Below are 14,761 nucleotides of genomic sequence, written 5' to 3'. Positions count from 1 at the left end.
CGTCGATATCTCTTCCCCATATGGGGACGATGCTCCTGTGATTATCGTGTCAGCACCACAGGCACCACACTGCGAGCAACCTGCCCATCGGTGCCGGTAGCGCGTATCTCCACGGTGTATGCCCCTGCAGGAAGCGATACACCGCTGCGGTCGCGTCCGTCCCACGTGACCGTGTTGATGCCAGCCGACCGCGTGGACTGCGTCAGCAGCTCGCGCACCGGCTGCCCGTTGCGCAGCACTACCACGCTCACCGACGCCTCCGCGCTCAGCGAGAAGGAGATGGTGCGGGTGCTGCCACGTCCCGTCAGGCTCACGTTGCTGATGCGCAGGCTGGCACGCTGTTCGTTCGCCACCTCGATGCGGAACGAGCGAGTGGTCATTCCCTCGCCGCTGCGGAAGGTGTAGGCCGCCAGCGTGCGCAGCGAGCGACGCTGACCGGTGGTTTCATCCACCAGATACAGGTTCAGTCCACGAGGCACATGCGCCACGTTCGGGAAGCGCAAGGTCACATCGCTATTGGAGACACTCGTCGTTACCGTGAACCGCCACACTTGCCCGACGGCGCGGGAGCGTACATCCACCGCATACTGCCCCGCGTACGCACCCCATTCAGGATGCTCGAACGCCACCTGCACCATCGGCTGCCCGTCGATGAACGGCGGTCGCTCCACATCGAACAGCGCATCATACCCGTCGGCGGCGCGGCTTGCCACGCCGAAGTAGTTGCTGGCATCCATCACGCTGCCCGTGCTGGCGACAATCTGCACCAGCCAGCCGTCGGTCTGCACCGGTTCCGCCGAGCGGGAGAGCGCACTGCGGCTGCGCCCCGCAGGGTCAATCAGCAGGGTAACCGCACGGTTGGCACGCACCCAGTAGCCCAACCACGGCTGCAGCTCGGTCGCCAGCACATACTGTCCGCTCACGTACGTCCACAGACCGTTGCGTATCGCTTGCCTGGCAATCGCCTCCTGCACGCTGACGACGCCAGCGCCGTCGCGCACCTTCATATCCAGCCAGCGCAGCGAGAAGTTATACGGCACGCCAATCAGGTTCCAGCCGGGTGCCAGCTGTATCTCAAACGGTACGCCGGGATCCGCAGATGCCCCTTCCTGCGTGATGACCAGCGGCCTGGGCACATTCAGGAAGAAGGCGCGTCCCAGACGCACGCGGTCTGCCGGCACGTTCGGATACAGCACGTAGCGTCCCAGCGACCACGCGAACAGTTTGAAGTTCGGGCGGTCTGCCACCGGCACGTTCAGCACGTCGGCAGGGTCTTGCGTCGAATAGTCAAACGGCACGGAAATGAGGCTCAGCCCTGCGCTGAACGTGTGCAGTGGCTTCAGCGAGAAGTTCACACCGGTGGTCTCGGTCTCAGACTGCACCGTGATCTGGCGCGATTCCGGCACTGGCGTGAAGCCGCTCTTGCGCACGCGCACGGTGTACTCGCCCGCATCCACGCCCGTGATGCGCCAGTTGAAGGTATAGCCGTTTTCCGTCTGCGCCGGGCCGGTGGTGGTGCGGTAGGTCTTATTGCTGGAGACCACCTCCACTTCCACACCCTCTTCCGGCTGCTGGTCGCCCTGGCGAATGACCAGACCGGACACACTGCCCGGCGGCACGGGGTCGAGCTGGAAGTTCTCCGTGATGGTCTGGTTCGACACCACCGTGATGGTCTTGGTCTGCGGCGAGAAGCCCGCGGCGGAGGCGGTCGCCTGATAGGTTCCGCCGTCCACGCCGGTAATGGTGTACTGTCCGTTCTCGTCGGTGGTGGCAGATGCCACCGTGGTAGTGCCGCTGCGCACCGTCACCAGTGCGTTCGCGATAGGCTCACCCGTGTCGGAACGGGTGACAGTGCCCGTCACGTTACCGGGTGCAGGTTTCAAGCGGAAGTCCTGCGTGACCTCGGTGGCGGGCGGGATGCTCACGCGCACCGGCTGCGGCGGCTGGTCGGGCGAGAAGCCCTCCTTCGTCGCGGTGACATCGTATCCACCGCCGTCTTCCACTCGGCTGGTGGGGAGGCGGGGGATGACGTAGTTGCCCTGCGCATCGGAAACCGCGGTGAACTGCTGTCCGGTGATGACCTCGGTGGCGGTCACCAGCGCGCCCTGAATGGGGGTTGTGCCATCGGGATAAGTCACCCTGCCCTTCAGCACGCCCGGCTCCGCCTTGGTGAGAAGGAAGCTCGTCTCGCCGAAGTCGCCACCGTGTACTCCTGCCAGCGTTACCTTTTGCGCTGTGTAGCCCGGGAAGGCCGCTACCACCTCATACACCGAGGCGTCCAATCCACCGATATTGTACGTGCCATCCCTTCGGGTGAACGCGGTGCCGATTTGCGGTCCCGTGGTGCGCTCGTTACCGCCGCCAAAAATGGCACGTACCAGCGCGCCTTCGATGGGCGCGCCGCCATCCACATCGCGCACCGTGCCTACGATGGTGCCCGTGCGCAGCCAGCAGATAATATTGTGCATCAGCTTCTGCGGCACGTTATAACCGTAAGCCACATTGTCCAGAGTGTAGTACTGGCGGTTCAGTCCTTCGTGTCCGAAGCTGGCAAAAACCACTTTGCCGGAACTCGCAGCATCAAACCAGTAAATTAACCCTTGCACGCCGTCTTCGAAGGTCAGCTCCGTCCTCGCCGGGCTAAGCGGATTAATTCCGTCCACATACCTCTGGTTGGGACAGCCATCATTGAAATACAGGTTGTTGTCGTCGGGTCCAGGCTGCAGTTGGAAACCACCCGAAATGGGGGGAGAGTACTGCAAGGTGGATGAGGTCAATTGATAGTAGTTATGCTCGTTCCACGTCGTCCAGGCGAAGGGGTTCGCCAGCGTATTTCCGCCGCTCAACGTATTGCGATTCAGCGGATCCAGGGACGGATGCTGGTCATCGATGTAGCGCGCCTTCATCACGTTCGTATAGAACGCGCTTGGCTGCGTCCCGTTGAGCGTCAAAGCCCAGCCGATATCCTGTCCGGTGACATACAGCCGTCCACCTGCCGCCACGAAGTTGGTCAGGTCGCGCTGGGTGTTCAGGTCGGTGATAGTGCCGTTGCCTGCCCACACATCCCCTGCGTACGGCGCAGACCAGATGATGCAGCGGTCAGCGACGGTCACGGTTTGCGTTGCAGTGCGCGGGTTCGTTGGGCTGGGTTGCAGTTCCCGCCGCGGAAGATACGCAAGATAGACAGACTGAGGCACCGGACCACGGCACAAGATCCGCCAGATGTCGTAGTTCTGTGAGTCGCTGATGCGGGGGTCTACCGACCAGAAAGCGAGATTAGACCACGGTAGACCATTGGGCTGCCGGGTTCCATAGGAGCCTGGACCGAGCGCGTTCCACGTATCTCGCACCGGTTTTGGCTCGGTGTCGGTATCGCTGGAGAAGTAGAAACCGGAGGACGGCAAGTAGTTGATGTCGATGCCGGTCAGCCAGGACTCCACTCCCCAGTAGGTAAAGAACACGTTGTCGAGGGCAAAGTTAATCCCAAACCGCCCCTGGAAGAACTTCTGCCCCAGCGTGTAGTCGGACACGAACAGAACCTTGCTGGACGCGCTAAACGGCCTGGTGGAGAACCCCCAGACGTTGTCGTAAATCTTCCAGTTGGACTGCTGGGTGGGACGGAACGGGTTCACCGCGCGGTCGTAAATGATGACATCCACATACCAGTCGCTGGGGTTATCCGCAGGCGTTGCCCACACATTGGTGTAGATACCGTCACCAGCGACCTCACCCTCTGGCTCGTTGCCTCCTTGTGAGGCAGGACCGTCGTCGTAAAGGCGCAGCCAGTGGCTCTTGGGCGGATTCTGGACTCCACTGAAGGCGGCAAAATCGTCCGTGCCCGGCTCATACATCTGAGGTGGATAGCCGAGAAACCGGTTTGCTATCATGGTCGGGCGGCCAGGCAACGTATTGCTCAGGGTCACATAGGTGTTCGTTGCCGGGTCAATCGGCTGACAATCGATCTCCCAGGGCACTATGGTCGCCCGTACACCTTGCCCACCAACCGGAATAGGTCCGGCGTTGAGGAAAATCTTATGCTCGATGCCCTGCGCGTCTTGATATCGGCTATCCGGGTCTTTAATCTGCAGGTAGACTCCGGCCACTCCACTTTCCGGGTCTCGCGCCCTCACGCGAAAACGCACAGTGGTGCCTGGCAGCGAGACGCGAGGTATTACTTCCACAATCTCGTTTTCATTGACATCCGCTTTCAGGAGCTCCGGCGCGTTGACGTCTACAATGGAAGTGGAAAAGATGTCCCAGTTGCCCGTGCGGTTGCTCACGTGCGCGAGCTTGAGCGCGGTCGTGAACTGCGACCAGGTAGGCATCTCTTCATTTGTGCTGTAGGCAGGGTCACGCGCATCAATGCGATACACCTGCGCGGTAGGTTCGACTGTCTGCAACCCGGAGCCGTCCGGCAGTACGGTGGCGTCCAGGAAGTAGATGTCAAACGTGCTGCCCACTGCGTCGGGTGTGCCGTCGTTGTTGGTATCCTGCCGGTTGGAGGCGAATGCCAGCCACAGGAGTGGTCGGTTGACGCCTGTGATGAAGCGCGGCAGCTCGCGCAGGCTCCACGACGGCTGCTTATTGGTGCTGCTGACGCCGCCCGGTGCGAAGTCGGTTACCCGGCGCACTACCGCACTGGCTGGGTCGCGCGCGTAGGCGGTCACCGTCCAGATGTCGGTGGTGGGTTTGGAGCCTGTCCCCGCTGCATCTGTGCGGTCGGAGGTAAAGGCAATCAGGTTCCCATCCGGCGACCAGGCAGGCTCCATGTCGTTACAGTTTCCGTCGGTGACCTGCCGAATCACGCCGGTGTCCACGTTGATGACGAAGATATGGTAGAAGTTCCCTACCTTACCGGCAAAAGCCACCTCCAGCCCGCTGGGAGACCACGTGGGTTGCCGCACTTCGGTGAAGGGAAGGTCGGTTCGTTCGCGGGTGAGGCTCAGCACCGCCCCTGTGGTGAGGTTGCGCACAAACAGATGATACGGCGCGGCGGCAGAGGCGCGGGCAACGTATGCCAGTCGGTTCTGGTTGAGCGACAGCGCGGGTTCAATCTGGTCGCCGTCTTCGGTAGTCACCTGACGGATGTCCGTGCCGTCGGGACGCATGACGTAGATGCGGAAGTTGCTGCCCCGAGCGCCGTTGGTCGCGCTGACGCGGTTCGAGTAGAAGTAAATGAACCGGTCATCGCCAGACCACAGCGGTCCCAGCTCATCCGCTGGCGAATTGGTTAGATTGGTGGTCTGTTCGGGAGTACCTCTCCCGTTGAGCATATCCCAGTCGCGCTTCAGGTCGACGGGTACGCGATCCGGAGTGCCAACAATGGGAAAACGCGGGAAGCGGGGCTTCGGCTGCGCCAAAGCCACTGACTGGCTGAAGAGCACTGCAACGATAGTTGCTCCCAGCAGGAGCGTCCATGCCCGAAACACGGGCGATACCCAACCATTAGCGCCTCTCAATGCCATCCTTCCTCCTCACTTCTTGCGGTGCTTGCCGTCTTACCCACGATGATTCTTCGCCAACTCCTACAGGGTTCCTGCATGATTATAAGAACGCCTCTACGCGTTGTCAACAGCCCGCACAACACTTACGCCATTATTTCGCAATTTCCTGCTGCAACTCCTGCCAGATGCGCCAGCTCTGTTCACGAGTTTGCTCCAAATTTTCACGATTCCATACGACCCAGTCGGCAAAAATCCTCTTTACACGGGTAGGAAGCTGGGCAGCAAGGCGTTTTGCGATACCCTGTTCGTCCAGTCCGCTCGCCAACAGGCGCGCACGTTGAAACTGCTCTCCTGCTTCCACCACCACTATCCTGTCAAAATCGAGGTAAAGGGCACACTCTATTAGCAGCGGCACCTCCACCACGACCACAGCATCCGCCTGCTGGCGCTGAATGTTTTGTATCTCCAGATGCATCCGTTGCAGGATAAGGGGGTGGCTGATGCGATTTAACCGTCGCCGCAGCGCATTATCGCCAAAAACCGCCTCCCCCAGCTGCTTGCGATTTAGTTCACCATCGGGTAGCAGGTATCCCTGCCCGAACTCCGCCACAATGGCTTGCCAAAGCACCTCCTGCGGTTTGCTGAGAGCGCGTGCAATCTGGTCCAGGCTGAGACTGTGCGCTCCCCACTCCTCAAACCATCGCAAGACGGTGCTTTTGCCTTCGGCGATGCCGCCGGTGATAGCAACCAGCATGGTTACTCCGCCGGTGCCTGCTCTTGCTCATCCTCATTTTTTGACGAGGATTCGCCCTCCCCAGTTTCAAAGGTGAAGTTCTTGCCCACGACTTCGCCAATCGTGAAGCCGCGCGAGCTGCTGCTGTACTGCTCCATCAGGTGCTCTTTTTCCTGTTCTTCTCGCTGCTTTTGCAGGCGGCGTATGCTCAGCACCATGCGATGCTCGGCAGGGGTAATCTGCACGACCAGAGCTTCTACTTCCTGTCCTTCCTGCACCACCTCCGCCGCGCTGCGCACCCGTCGCGTGGACAGTTCTGCCAGCGGGATGGTGGCTTCCAGATCGCCCGGCAGGTCTACAATCGCTCCAAAGGGGGCGAGGCGAGCCACTTTGCCCCTGACCACCTGCCCGATCTGATAGTGCTGCTCCACATCCAGCCAGGGGTCGGGGATGAGCTGCTTCAGCCCCAGCGATATTTTACGCGACGCGGGGTCCACGCGCAGCACCTGTACACGCACCCGTTGCCCCTCGCGCAGCACGTCAGATGGGTGCTTGATGCGCTTCCACGACATCTCGCTAATGTGCAGTAAGCCGTCGATACCGCCCAGGTCTACGAACGCGCCATAGTCCACCAGCCGGCGCACGGTTCCCTCGATGACCTGTCCTTCCTGGATGCTGTCGAACACCTGTTGGCGCTGCTGCTCGCGACGCTCCGCCTCCGCCAGACGGTTAGACAGCACCACCTTGCGGTTCTTTCTGTCTACTTCCAGCACCTTCAGCGGGATGGTCTGCCCCACATACTTCTCCAGCGCGCTATCAGGCAAGGGGGCACGGCTCATACCCACATGCGAAGCAGGCACGAAACCGCGTACACCGACGTCTACCATGAAGCCACCTTTCACCCGTTCAGTGACCGTGCCATCGATGGTTTCGTTTGCCTGCATCGCCTCTTCGAGGCGTTGCCATGCCACCTCGTAGTCCGCGCGTTTCTTGGAAAGGATGATTTGCCCCTCTTCGGTCTCGGGCTTGAGCACCACCACGTCAACCTCCTGCCCCACCTGCACCACCTCTTCAGGGGGTTGATTGGGCTGACGGGAGAGTTCGTTCAGGGGGATAATTCCTTCCGACTTGGTGCCGATGTCTACCAGCACCCCCTTTTCGTCCACATGCACCACCGTGCCGCGAATCAGTTCCCCTCTGCGCACGGTGCGAGTGGCACGCTCCAGCTCTTCCGCGCTCATCTGCTGCACGGCGCGAGCGAATTCATCACGCTCGGAGGATGGTTCTGTAGCAGGTGTTTCCAGCGGCCGCTCTCCAGCTGGTGATATAGAATCGCCCTCGGAGGGTGGTTCTGGAACGGCTGTTTCCAGCGGCTCCTCTCCGGTTGATAATACAGAGTCCTCTATCGGTTCTTCCGGCATAATACGACTTGCTCCCTGTGTATTCACGGCGCTAACGCGCGCTATAGGTTTTGCCACCATGCATCCTGTTTCCTGCTTTTACTGGTTCAACTTCTCCATCTGCGTCCAATTATCGCCTGCTTCCACATCCACTTTCAGCGCGACGCGCAGGCTGGCTACCCCGGACATACATTCTCGCACCAGATTCGCCAGCGCGGGGATCTCCTCCGGCGGGGCATCCAGTACCAATTCATCGTGCACCTGCAGCACCATCTTCGCTTTCCAGTTCCCCTGCCGCAGGCGACGGTCGAGCTCGACCATCGCCAGTTTAATGATGTCGGCAGCGGTTCCCTGCAGGGGCGAGTTGATAGCTGCACGTTCCGCCGCCTGACGCACGTTACGGTTGGCATGGTTGATTTCGGGCACGTAGCGCCGCCTACCGTACAGGGTGGTCACGTAACCGTGCTGCCGTGCGAAGTCCAGCGTCTCCTCGATGTAGCGACGCACGCCGGGCAATTGGCGGAAGTAGTTCTCGATGAAGGCGCGTGCTTCCTGCACGGGCATTCCCAGTTCCTGCGACAAACCGTAGTCACTCATGCCGTAAAGCACGGCGAAGTTCACCGTTTTTGCCTTGCGGCGCAGTTCAGGAGTGACACCATCCTCTGGCACCCCGAACAACAGCATAGCGGTGGCGGCATGGATGTCGCGGTCCTCCGCAAACGCCGTCAGGAGTCTCTCATCGCCGCTGACGTGTGCCAGCAAGCGCAGCTCAATCTGCGAGTAGTCTGCTGCCAGCAGTCTGTTGCCCGGTGCTGCCACAAAAGCACGGCGTATCTGCCTTCCCACCTCACTGCGGATGGGGATGTTCTGCAGGTTCGGTTCGCTACTGGAGAGGCGTCCCGTGGCGGCGACCGTCTGGTTAAAGGAGGTGTGGATGCGCCCGGTAGAGGGATGCACCAGACGCGGCAGCACATCGGCGTAGGTGGACTTCAGCTTGCTCAGCTCGCGGTACTCCAGTATGCTGCGGCATATCGGGTGTTCTACCGCCAGCTGCTCCAGCACCTCGGCGTCGGTAGAGTAGGCTCCGGTGCGCGTCTTCTTTCCAGCAGGCAACCGTAGTTTGTCGAACAGGATTTGTCCCAGCTGCTTGGGCGAGGAGATGTTGAACGGCTCCCCTGCCAGCGTGTAGATTTCGCTCTCTTTCGTGCGCAGCAGGCTGTCCAGCATGTCAGAGAGCTGGTGCAGGTACGGCACATCCACTGCCACGCCCGCCAGCTCCATCCGCGCCAGCACCTCGGAGAGAGGCATCTCGATACGGTGCAGCACATCCGTGCATCCGATAGCCGCCACTTGCTGGTTCATCACCTGCTCCAACCTTAGGCAGGCGGCGGCTTCGGCGCAGGTAAAGGCGGCGAGACCGCTCTCAGCGGTGGTATCCTCTGCAGGCAGCCTCTCGCCCAGATAGTCCTGCACGAGGTCGGGCAGCGGGTAGCTGCTTCGTCCCGATTGCAGCACGTATCCCGCCAGCATCGCATCGAAAACGAACTGCTTCGGCTCCACTCCAGAACGGATAAGCACAGCCTGCAGGGGTTTGATATGGTAACCGGCTTTGCCGACCTGCTCCCCTTCCCACAATGGCGTGAGTAAGCCGACGAGACTGTTGCCCCCCTCATCGAACAGAGAGGCAACCGCTGAGCTGCCCGGCACAAAAACCGCCTCCTCGCGCGAGAGGGCAACCGCTACGCCGCTCAGCTGCAACTCCATCACGTGCGTGCCCTGTACCAGCGCACGAACGCCCACTTTCGGCGTTTGCAGGCAACGCCGTACCCATCGGCGTACCTCGTCTTCGGTGCGTGCTACGCTCCATCTCACGCCGACAGTGCGCACCTCAGCGGGGGTCTCCAGGGGTAGCGTGGGGGTCTCCATCTTCAACCATCTCGCGCGAAGCTCCGGCAGCCGGCGAAGGAAGGAGCGAAACTCCAGGCTTTCCAGCACCTGCTGCAGGCGGGCGAACTGTTCAGGCGTGGGTTGCCATCGGGGCGGCGTGTCGGGCACGGGCGCATCGCACACAATGGTAGCCAGCCGTTTGTACTGAGGGATTTGCTCGCGATACTGCTCCAGCAAGGCGCGCAGTTTGGGGTCTTCCACTTCATGAAGACGTTGCAGCAGGTTCTCCACACTGCCGAACTGCTTCAGCAGGGCTGCCGCTTTCTTGTCGCCAATGCCGGGTACGCCAGGAATGTTATCGGAAGGGTCGCCCTTCAACGCTTTGAAATCGGGCAGTTGCGACGGCTCCAGCCCGAACCGCTCGACCACTGCCTGCCGGTCGTAGCGCACGGTCTGCCCCATACCCTTCTGCGGCATCAGCACCGCCGCTCCTTCGTCCACCAGCTGCAGCGCATCCTGATCCCCCGTGACAATCAGCACCTGGTACCCCTGCTCGCGGGCACGGCGCGCCAGCGTGCCCAGCACATCGTCCGCTTCGAAGCCCTCCAGCGCGATGACGGGTATTCCCATCGCCTCTACCAGCTCCCGCGCAGCGGGAACCTGCACGTAGAAAGTCTCCGCCGTTTCGGGACGATGCGCCTTGTAGTCGGTGAACTCCTCGTGGCGGAAGGTGGGCGCAGCGGTATCGAACGCCACCACGATAGCGTCGGGCTGTTCGTCTTCCAAAATCTGCCACAGCATCCCCGCAAAGCCGTAGATGGCGTTGGTGGGGCGTCCGTCGGTGGTAGACAGCGGGCGCGTGGCGTAGAAGGCACGGTAAAGCAAGCTGTGTCCGTCAATCAGCACCAGTTTGGGTGCCGCACCTGGGTGCTGGCTCATGGTCGCGGTTTCCTCGGGATGTTTTCTGTTCAGCAGTATGCTAACGGTTTCGAGCAGTTTCTGTCAAGGGGTGCGGGATGGGGCAAGGCGGTGATGATGTTCCCGTCGGGCAAGCGGCACGCTCTCCTGCATCGCCCGCCGCAGGAAGTGATTGCCGTCGGCAAGCATCTGCTGCAGCTCATCAAGGGTGTAGGGAAACACATCCACCGCGACCGGCATGGGTCTGCGCGGCAGGTAACGGGAGATTCTGTGGTGGAAAGGCTCTGAACTCTCGCGCAGCATGAGCAACAGGTCTACATCGCTGCCGGGCACACACTCCCGCCGAACCAGCGAGCCGAACACGCGCACCTCCTCGACCTCGCTGAACTGCTGCAGCAGCTCCTGCGCGAAGCGCTGTACCTCCGCCCATACCGCTGTGTAGTCAAACCAGGTGACCTTCACAGAAGGCGATGACTTGTTGAGCATAGTCCACTGCCCTTTCGGCTTCTGCACGAGTGTAGTAATCCATCGGCGCACCGCCCGGGTGAGCGTTTGGGTAACGCGGCGGAATATAAAACTTATCCAGCTCGCGAGCGACGTCCAGCAGGTCGGACGGTGGCTGAAGGTCGGACGGAAGGCTTTGTAACAACGACGTGACAGAATGCCCCCAGGCATCCGCGCCCAGTTTCTGGTATACGGCTTTAACCGCTTTCTCCCCAGCCTGCTGTGCGGCAAAACACGCCCACTCGTAATCCCCGTCCTGCAAGGAGCGCAGGGCGTGTTCAAGGTCTCTCCGCGCTTGTCTTATCCAGTCCAGGTATCGCTGGGGCATCGACGTTTCCTTACAATTCGATGCGCTCACGCCGTTCTTCTGGAGGGTTCGCCCGAATCCCCTTCTCCACCTGCTCCAGTGCTTTGAGCGCGTCTTCGTATGGCTTGCCCTTCTGGATGCGCCACAGGTTTGCCGCTTTGCGCAGTTCCACCCGCGCCTCCGGCAGCCGTCCCCGTCGCCAGTATGCCATGCCGAGATGATAACGCAGTTCCGGTTCCTGCGGGGCGTCCTGCACCGCCTGCTCCAGCAGCTGCACCGCCTGCTGATACCGCCCCTGGCGATAGTATATCCAACCCAGCGTATCCAAATAAACGGGGTTGTTGGGTTCGGCAGCAAGCGCACGGTTTGCCATCGCTTCCGCTTCGTCCAGTCGGGTGTTCGCCTCTGCCAGCAGATAGGCGTAGTTGTTCAGCGTAACCGGGTTGCTCGGTGTACGTTTCAACACCTCTTCGTAACACGGAATGGCTTCTTCGTAGCGCTTGAGATACCCCAGCGAGTCCGCCCGTATCTGCCACAGCTGAGCCTCTTCCAGCGAGTTCAGCCGGAGTCGGGTATCCTTAAGCGCACGCTCCGCGTATTCCGCGCTGAGCTCGTACTGCTCGTTGCTGCTCCACAGCGCCAGTACCTGCAGATAGGACTGAAAGGTGGGCGATTGCTGCAGGTAGGAATCCGCCGCCTGCCTCGCGGCGGCGATGTCGCCGTTGCGCAGGTGTTTCTCCGCCTGCTGTAAGGGGGCAGGCACAGCGCCCGGCATCATCGCTGTCCTCTGACAGCCTGCCAACAGCGCGAACATGATGATGACAATACCGGCAGGACTTATCCAGCGCATGGACTAACCTCCCAGAATGATTGCCGCCATTGCCGACAGAAAGTTGAACGTGCCGTGCATGACCACGCTGCTCCACAGGGAGCCTGTCCGCGCATACAGACGCGCCAGCAAAACGCCTATTATCAGAATCGGCAGAAAGTTTTTGACCGACGCATGAAGCAGTGCGAATAGCGCCGCAGACAGCCACACCGCCGAGGTGAAGGTGGTGCGGTGTCGCAGCAGGTTAAACACAAAGCCGCGGAAGAATATCTCCTCGCCGATGGGCGCGGCTACCGCGACCACCAGTATAAACCCCAGCGTGATGATACCGGGCTGAAGCGTCTCCAGCCACGAGTCGAGAGCCACAGTCTGCCGCTCCCAGTCCATCAGACGTTCAAACGCGGCGGCTCCCAGCACCAGCCTCAGCACCCCCATGCTGAGCAGTTCCACCAGCGGGGTAATCAGAAACGCCACGCCACCCCATAACACCCCCTGGCGCACCGCCTGCCAGTTCCATGCCAAACCGAGCCTGTCTGTATCTATCCCGTATTTGCCCAGCGTATACCACATCGCTACCGATACGAAGGCGGCGTTCTGTACGATCAACACAAACAATAACGCCGCCCAGAACAATGGGGCGTTTCGGTCTGCGGTGTAGAACATACGCTCTAACGCGGGAATACTCTGGGGAGAGAAAAGCGCCAGCAAAAGTCCCATCCAGATGGCGACCGCCACCAGCGACGCGAGGGTAAAAAACAGCGCGAGATGAAAACCAATCCAGAGGTCCAGGAAACTCCATCGATCGGCGAGAAGCCCAGGCATCCCCCGACGTACGTAGTAGGTGTGCACGCCCCACACGGCGAGTATGCCCAGCTGCGCCGCCGCGTAAGCCATCAGCAGAAGAAGCGCAATCAGTTCCATGAACGCTGGCATTCCCATCAACCTCTGCCCTGATTATACCGCGTGGACGCGCAGAGGGGAAGCTGGGGGTTAGCCGTCGACATCCAGATACTTCCGCAGCTCACTGGTGGAAAGCGCGCCGGCACGCAGCACTCGCGCTGGGCGCACGGTCACGTCCAGCACGGTAGAGGGCACACCGCCGCCAGTGTATCCCGCGTCTATCATCAGTTCCACCTGTTCCAGCAGGCGAGGTGATACGTCCTCCACCCGTGAAGGCGGTTCCTCACCCGACAGATTGGCACTGGGCGCGACAATGGGTCTGCCAAAAGCCCGTAACAGCGCCAGCGCCACCGGATGGTCAGGTATCCGCACCCCTACGGTATCTGCCCCTGCAGTGACGACATTGGGTACCAGGGCGCTGCGCCAGTAGACGAGCGTCAACGGTCCGGGCATAAAGGCGCGGATGAGGGCTACCAGGTCTTCAGGCACCTCGCGCCATAACAGCCGCAGACCGTCGACGTCCGCTACCTGCACCGGCAACGGCTTGTCCGATGGGCGACCTTTGACCTCCCACACCCGACGCACCGCTTCCTCCGAAAGGGCATCCGCCGCCAATCCGTACACCGTCTCCGTCGGGAAGATAACCAGTCCACCCCGATGAAGAACGTCGGACGCCTGTTGCACCGCATCATTCAGTGAGTCAGGAGAACCCGGTACTACCTGTATTACCTGTGCCATAGTTCTACTCCTTTTGGCAAGATGAACGATACCTTCCCTCCACCACGCGCCCGATGCCTGCGAGGTCGTTGAGAATACGCACCGCCGTATATCCCGACTCTTCCAGCAGGCTGGCGACCGCCTCCGCCTGCCCCATACCGACCTCCATCACGAGCCATCCACCCTCCTGTAGATGGAAATGCGCTTCTGCCGCCAGCCGTCGGTGGAACTGCAGGGCATCACCGCCAGCAAACAGCGCGTGTGGCGGCTCCCAATCGCGCACTTCGGGCTGCAGGCACAGCCGTTCGCTTTCCGCAACATACGGCGGGTTGGAAGCGATGACCTCAAAGCGATGCCCTGCCAGCGGTTGCAGCAGGTCGCCCTGCAGAAAGCACACGCGCTCTGCCACACCGTGACGTTGCGCGTTCTCGCGGGCTACACGCAGGGCGGCTTCGCTGATGTCGGTCGCCCACACCCACGCCTGAGGCAGACTCACCGCCACTGCTACCGCAATACACCCGCTTCCCGTGCCAATGTCCGCCACGGTGGCCGGCTGTTTGGCGAGCACCGCTTCCACAAGCACCTCTGTTTCTGGACGAGGGACCAGCACGTCAGGAGTCACGGCAAACTCCAGGCCGTAGAAGCCCGCTTTGCCCAGAATGTACGCCAGTGGCTCGCGGTGCGCCCGGCGTTCCAGACGAGTCTGCCACTCCTGTATGATATCCCCGCCCACCTCCTCTTCGGGATGAGCGTAGAGATAGGCTCGCCCAACACCCAGCAGGTGCTGCAGCAGCAGCTCTGTGTCCAGACGCGGAGTATCCACGCCCGCCTGTTCGAGAACGCGCGTCCCCTGCACAATCATCTGGTTGATGGTCATTTCGCTCAAATGCTTCCAAGAGGTCCGAACTATTCTGCTGTATCAAAAGATTAGCACAAACCACGGGCCAGTTCAAGATACGGACATCCACGGTATCTGCTTGCAACCGCCAGGTTAATGTGGTATAGTAAAGGTGCAAGTAAATGTAGTATATCAAAATAGTGAAAGCACAGCACCTCAATGCAACCTCGTTTAGTGGTCGAGAAGCGAAAGGTGCTGTGTGAGACGAGGGGCTTTGTGAGGGA

The 14,761-nt window shown here is 60.8% G+C and carries 10 protein-coding genes; all 10 read right to left on the bottom strand.

What is annotated here, in order from left to right; translation table 11 throughout:
• Positions 1–41: 41 nt before the first annotated feature.
• Positions 42–5,465 (bottom strand): carboxypeptidase regulatory-like domain-containing protein, encoded by a 5,424-nt coding sequence (locus K6U75_02690; GenBank protein MCL6473953.1) that lies wholly within the window; start codon positions 5,463–5,465, stop codon positions 42–44.
• A gap of 130 nt (positions 5,466–5,595) precedes the next feature.
• Positions 5,596–6,198, bottom strand: coding sequence for a dephospho-CoA kinase (gene coaE / locus K6U75_02685; GenBank protein MCL6473952.1), 603 nt, complete (start codon positions 6,196–6,198; stop codon positions 5,596–5,598).
• A gap of 2 nt (positions 6,199–6,200) precedes the next feature.
• Positions 6,201–7,598 carry a 30S ribosomal protein S1 gene (gene rpsA / locus K6U75_02680; GenBank protein ID MCL6473951.1) on the bottom strand — a complete coding sequence of 466 codons (1,398 nt, stop codon included), beginning with the start codon at positions 7,596–7,598 and terminating at the stop codon, positions 6,201–6,203.
• A 78-nt stretch (positions 7,599–7,676) separates the two neighbouring features.
• Entirely contained in the window at positions 7,677–10,403 is a 2,727-nt protein-coding gene (gene polA / locus K6U75_02675) for a DNA polymerase I (protein ID MCL6473950.1), read from the bottom strand.
• A 63-nt stretch (positions 10,404–10,466) separates the two neighbouring features.
• On the bottom strand, positions 10,467–10,868 hold the full coding sequence (locus tag K6U75_02670) for a nucleotidyltransferase domain-containing protein (GenBank protein ID MCL6473949.1): 402 nt from the start codon (positions 10,866–10,868) through the stop codon (positions 10,467–10,469).
• Positions 10,825–11,214 carry a HEPN domain-containing protein gene (locus K6U75_02665; protein MCL6473948.1) on the bottom strand — a complete coding sequence of 130 codons (390 nt, stop codon included), beginning with the start codon at positions 11,212–11,214 and terminating at the stop codon, positions 10,825–10,827. Before K6U75_02665 ends, K6U75_02670 begins: the two co-directional genes overlap by 44 nt.
• A gap of 10 nt (positions 11,215–11,224) precedes the next feature.
• The gene (locus tag K6U75_02660) at positions 11,225–12,043 is read right to left on the bottom strand and encodes a tetratricopeptide repeat protein (GenBank protein ID MCL6473947.1); all 819 of its coding nucleotides are present in this window, start codon (positions 12,041–12,043) and stop codon (positions 11,225–11,227) included.
• A 3-nt stretch (positions 12,044–12,046) separates the two neighbouring features.
• Positions 12,047–12,955: a CPBP family intramembrane metalloprotease gene (locus tag K6U75_02655; GenBank protein ID MCL6473946.1), complete on the bottom strand. Its 909-nt coding sequence runs from the start codon at positions 12,953–12,955 to the stop codon at positions 12,047–12,049.
• A 57-nt stretch (positions 12,956–13,012) separates the two neighbouring features.
• Positions 13,013–13,660: a threonylcarbamoyl-AMP synthase gene (locus K6U75_02650; GenBank protein MCL6473945.1), complete on the bottom strand. Its 648-nt coding sequence runs from the start codon at positions 13,658–13,660 to the stop codon at positions 13,013–13,015.
• A gap of 4 nt (positions 13,661–13,664) precedes the next feature.
• Entirely contained in the window at positions 13,665–14,516 is an 852-nt protein-coding gene (prmC, locus tag K6U75_02645) for a peptide chain release factor N(5)-glutamine methyltransferase (protein ID MCL6473944.1), read from the bottom strand.
• Between the last annotated feature and the right edge of the window lie 245 nt (positions 14,517–14,761).

It is taken from the genome of Bacillota bacterium, assembly GCA_023511455.1.
Classification (GTDB): domain Bacteria; phylum Armatimonadota; class HRBIN16; order HRBIN16; family HRBIN16; genus HRBIN16.
Note: the sequence above shows the minus strand (reverse complement) of the source record. Positions and strands in the feature narration are given on the sequence as shown.

Excerpts from the sequence above, each read along its gene's own strand:
- K6U75_02690 (MCL6473953.1), bottom strand. The coding sequence starts at position 5,465 with ATGGCATTGAGAGGCGCTAATGGTTGGGTATCGCCCGTGTTTCGGGCA.
- coaE (MCL6473952.1), bottom strand. The coding sequence starts at position 6,198 with ATGCTGGTTGCTATCACCGGCGGCATCGCCGAAGGCAAAAGCACCGTC.
- rpsA (MCL6473951.1), bottom strand. The coding sequence starts at position 7,598 with ATGCCGGAAGAACCGATAGAGGACTCTGTATTATCAACCGGAGAGGAG.
- polA (MCL6473950.1), bottom strand. The coding sequence starts at position 10,403 with ATGAGCCAGCACCCAGGTGCGGCACCCAAACTGGTGCTGATTGACGGA.
- K6U75_02670 (MCL6473949.1), bottom strand. The coding sequence starts at position 10,868 with ATGCTCAACAAGTCATCGCCTTCTGTGAAGGTCACCTGGTTTGACTAC.
- K6U75_02665 (MCL6473948.1), bottom strand. The coding sequence starts at position 11,214 with ATGCCCCAGCGATACCTGGACTGGATAAGACAAGCGCGGAGAGACCTT.
- K6U75_02660 (MCL6473947.1), bottom strand. The coding sequence starts at position 12,043 with ATGCGCTGGATAAGTCCTGCCGGTATTGTCATCATCATGTTCGCGCTG.
- K6U75_02655 (MCL6473946.1), bottom strand. The coding sequence starts at position 12,955 with ATGCCAGCGTTCATGGAACTGATTGCGCTTCTTCTGCTGATGGCTTAC.
- K6U75_02650 (MCL6473945.1), bottom strand. The coding sequence starts at position 13,660 with ATGGCACAGGTAATACAGGTAGTACCGGGTTCTCCTGACTCACTGAAT.
- prmC (MCL6473944.1), bottom strand. The coding sequence starts at position 14,516 with ATGACCATCAACCAGATGATTGTGCAGGGGACGCGCGTTCTCGAACAG.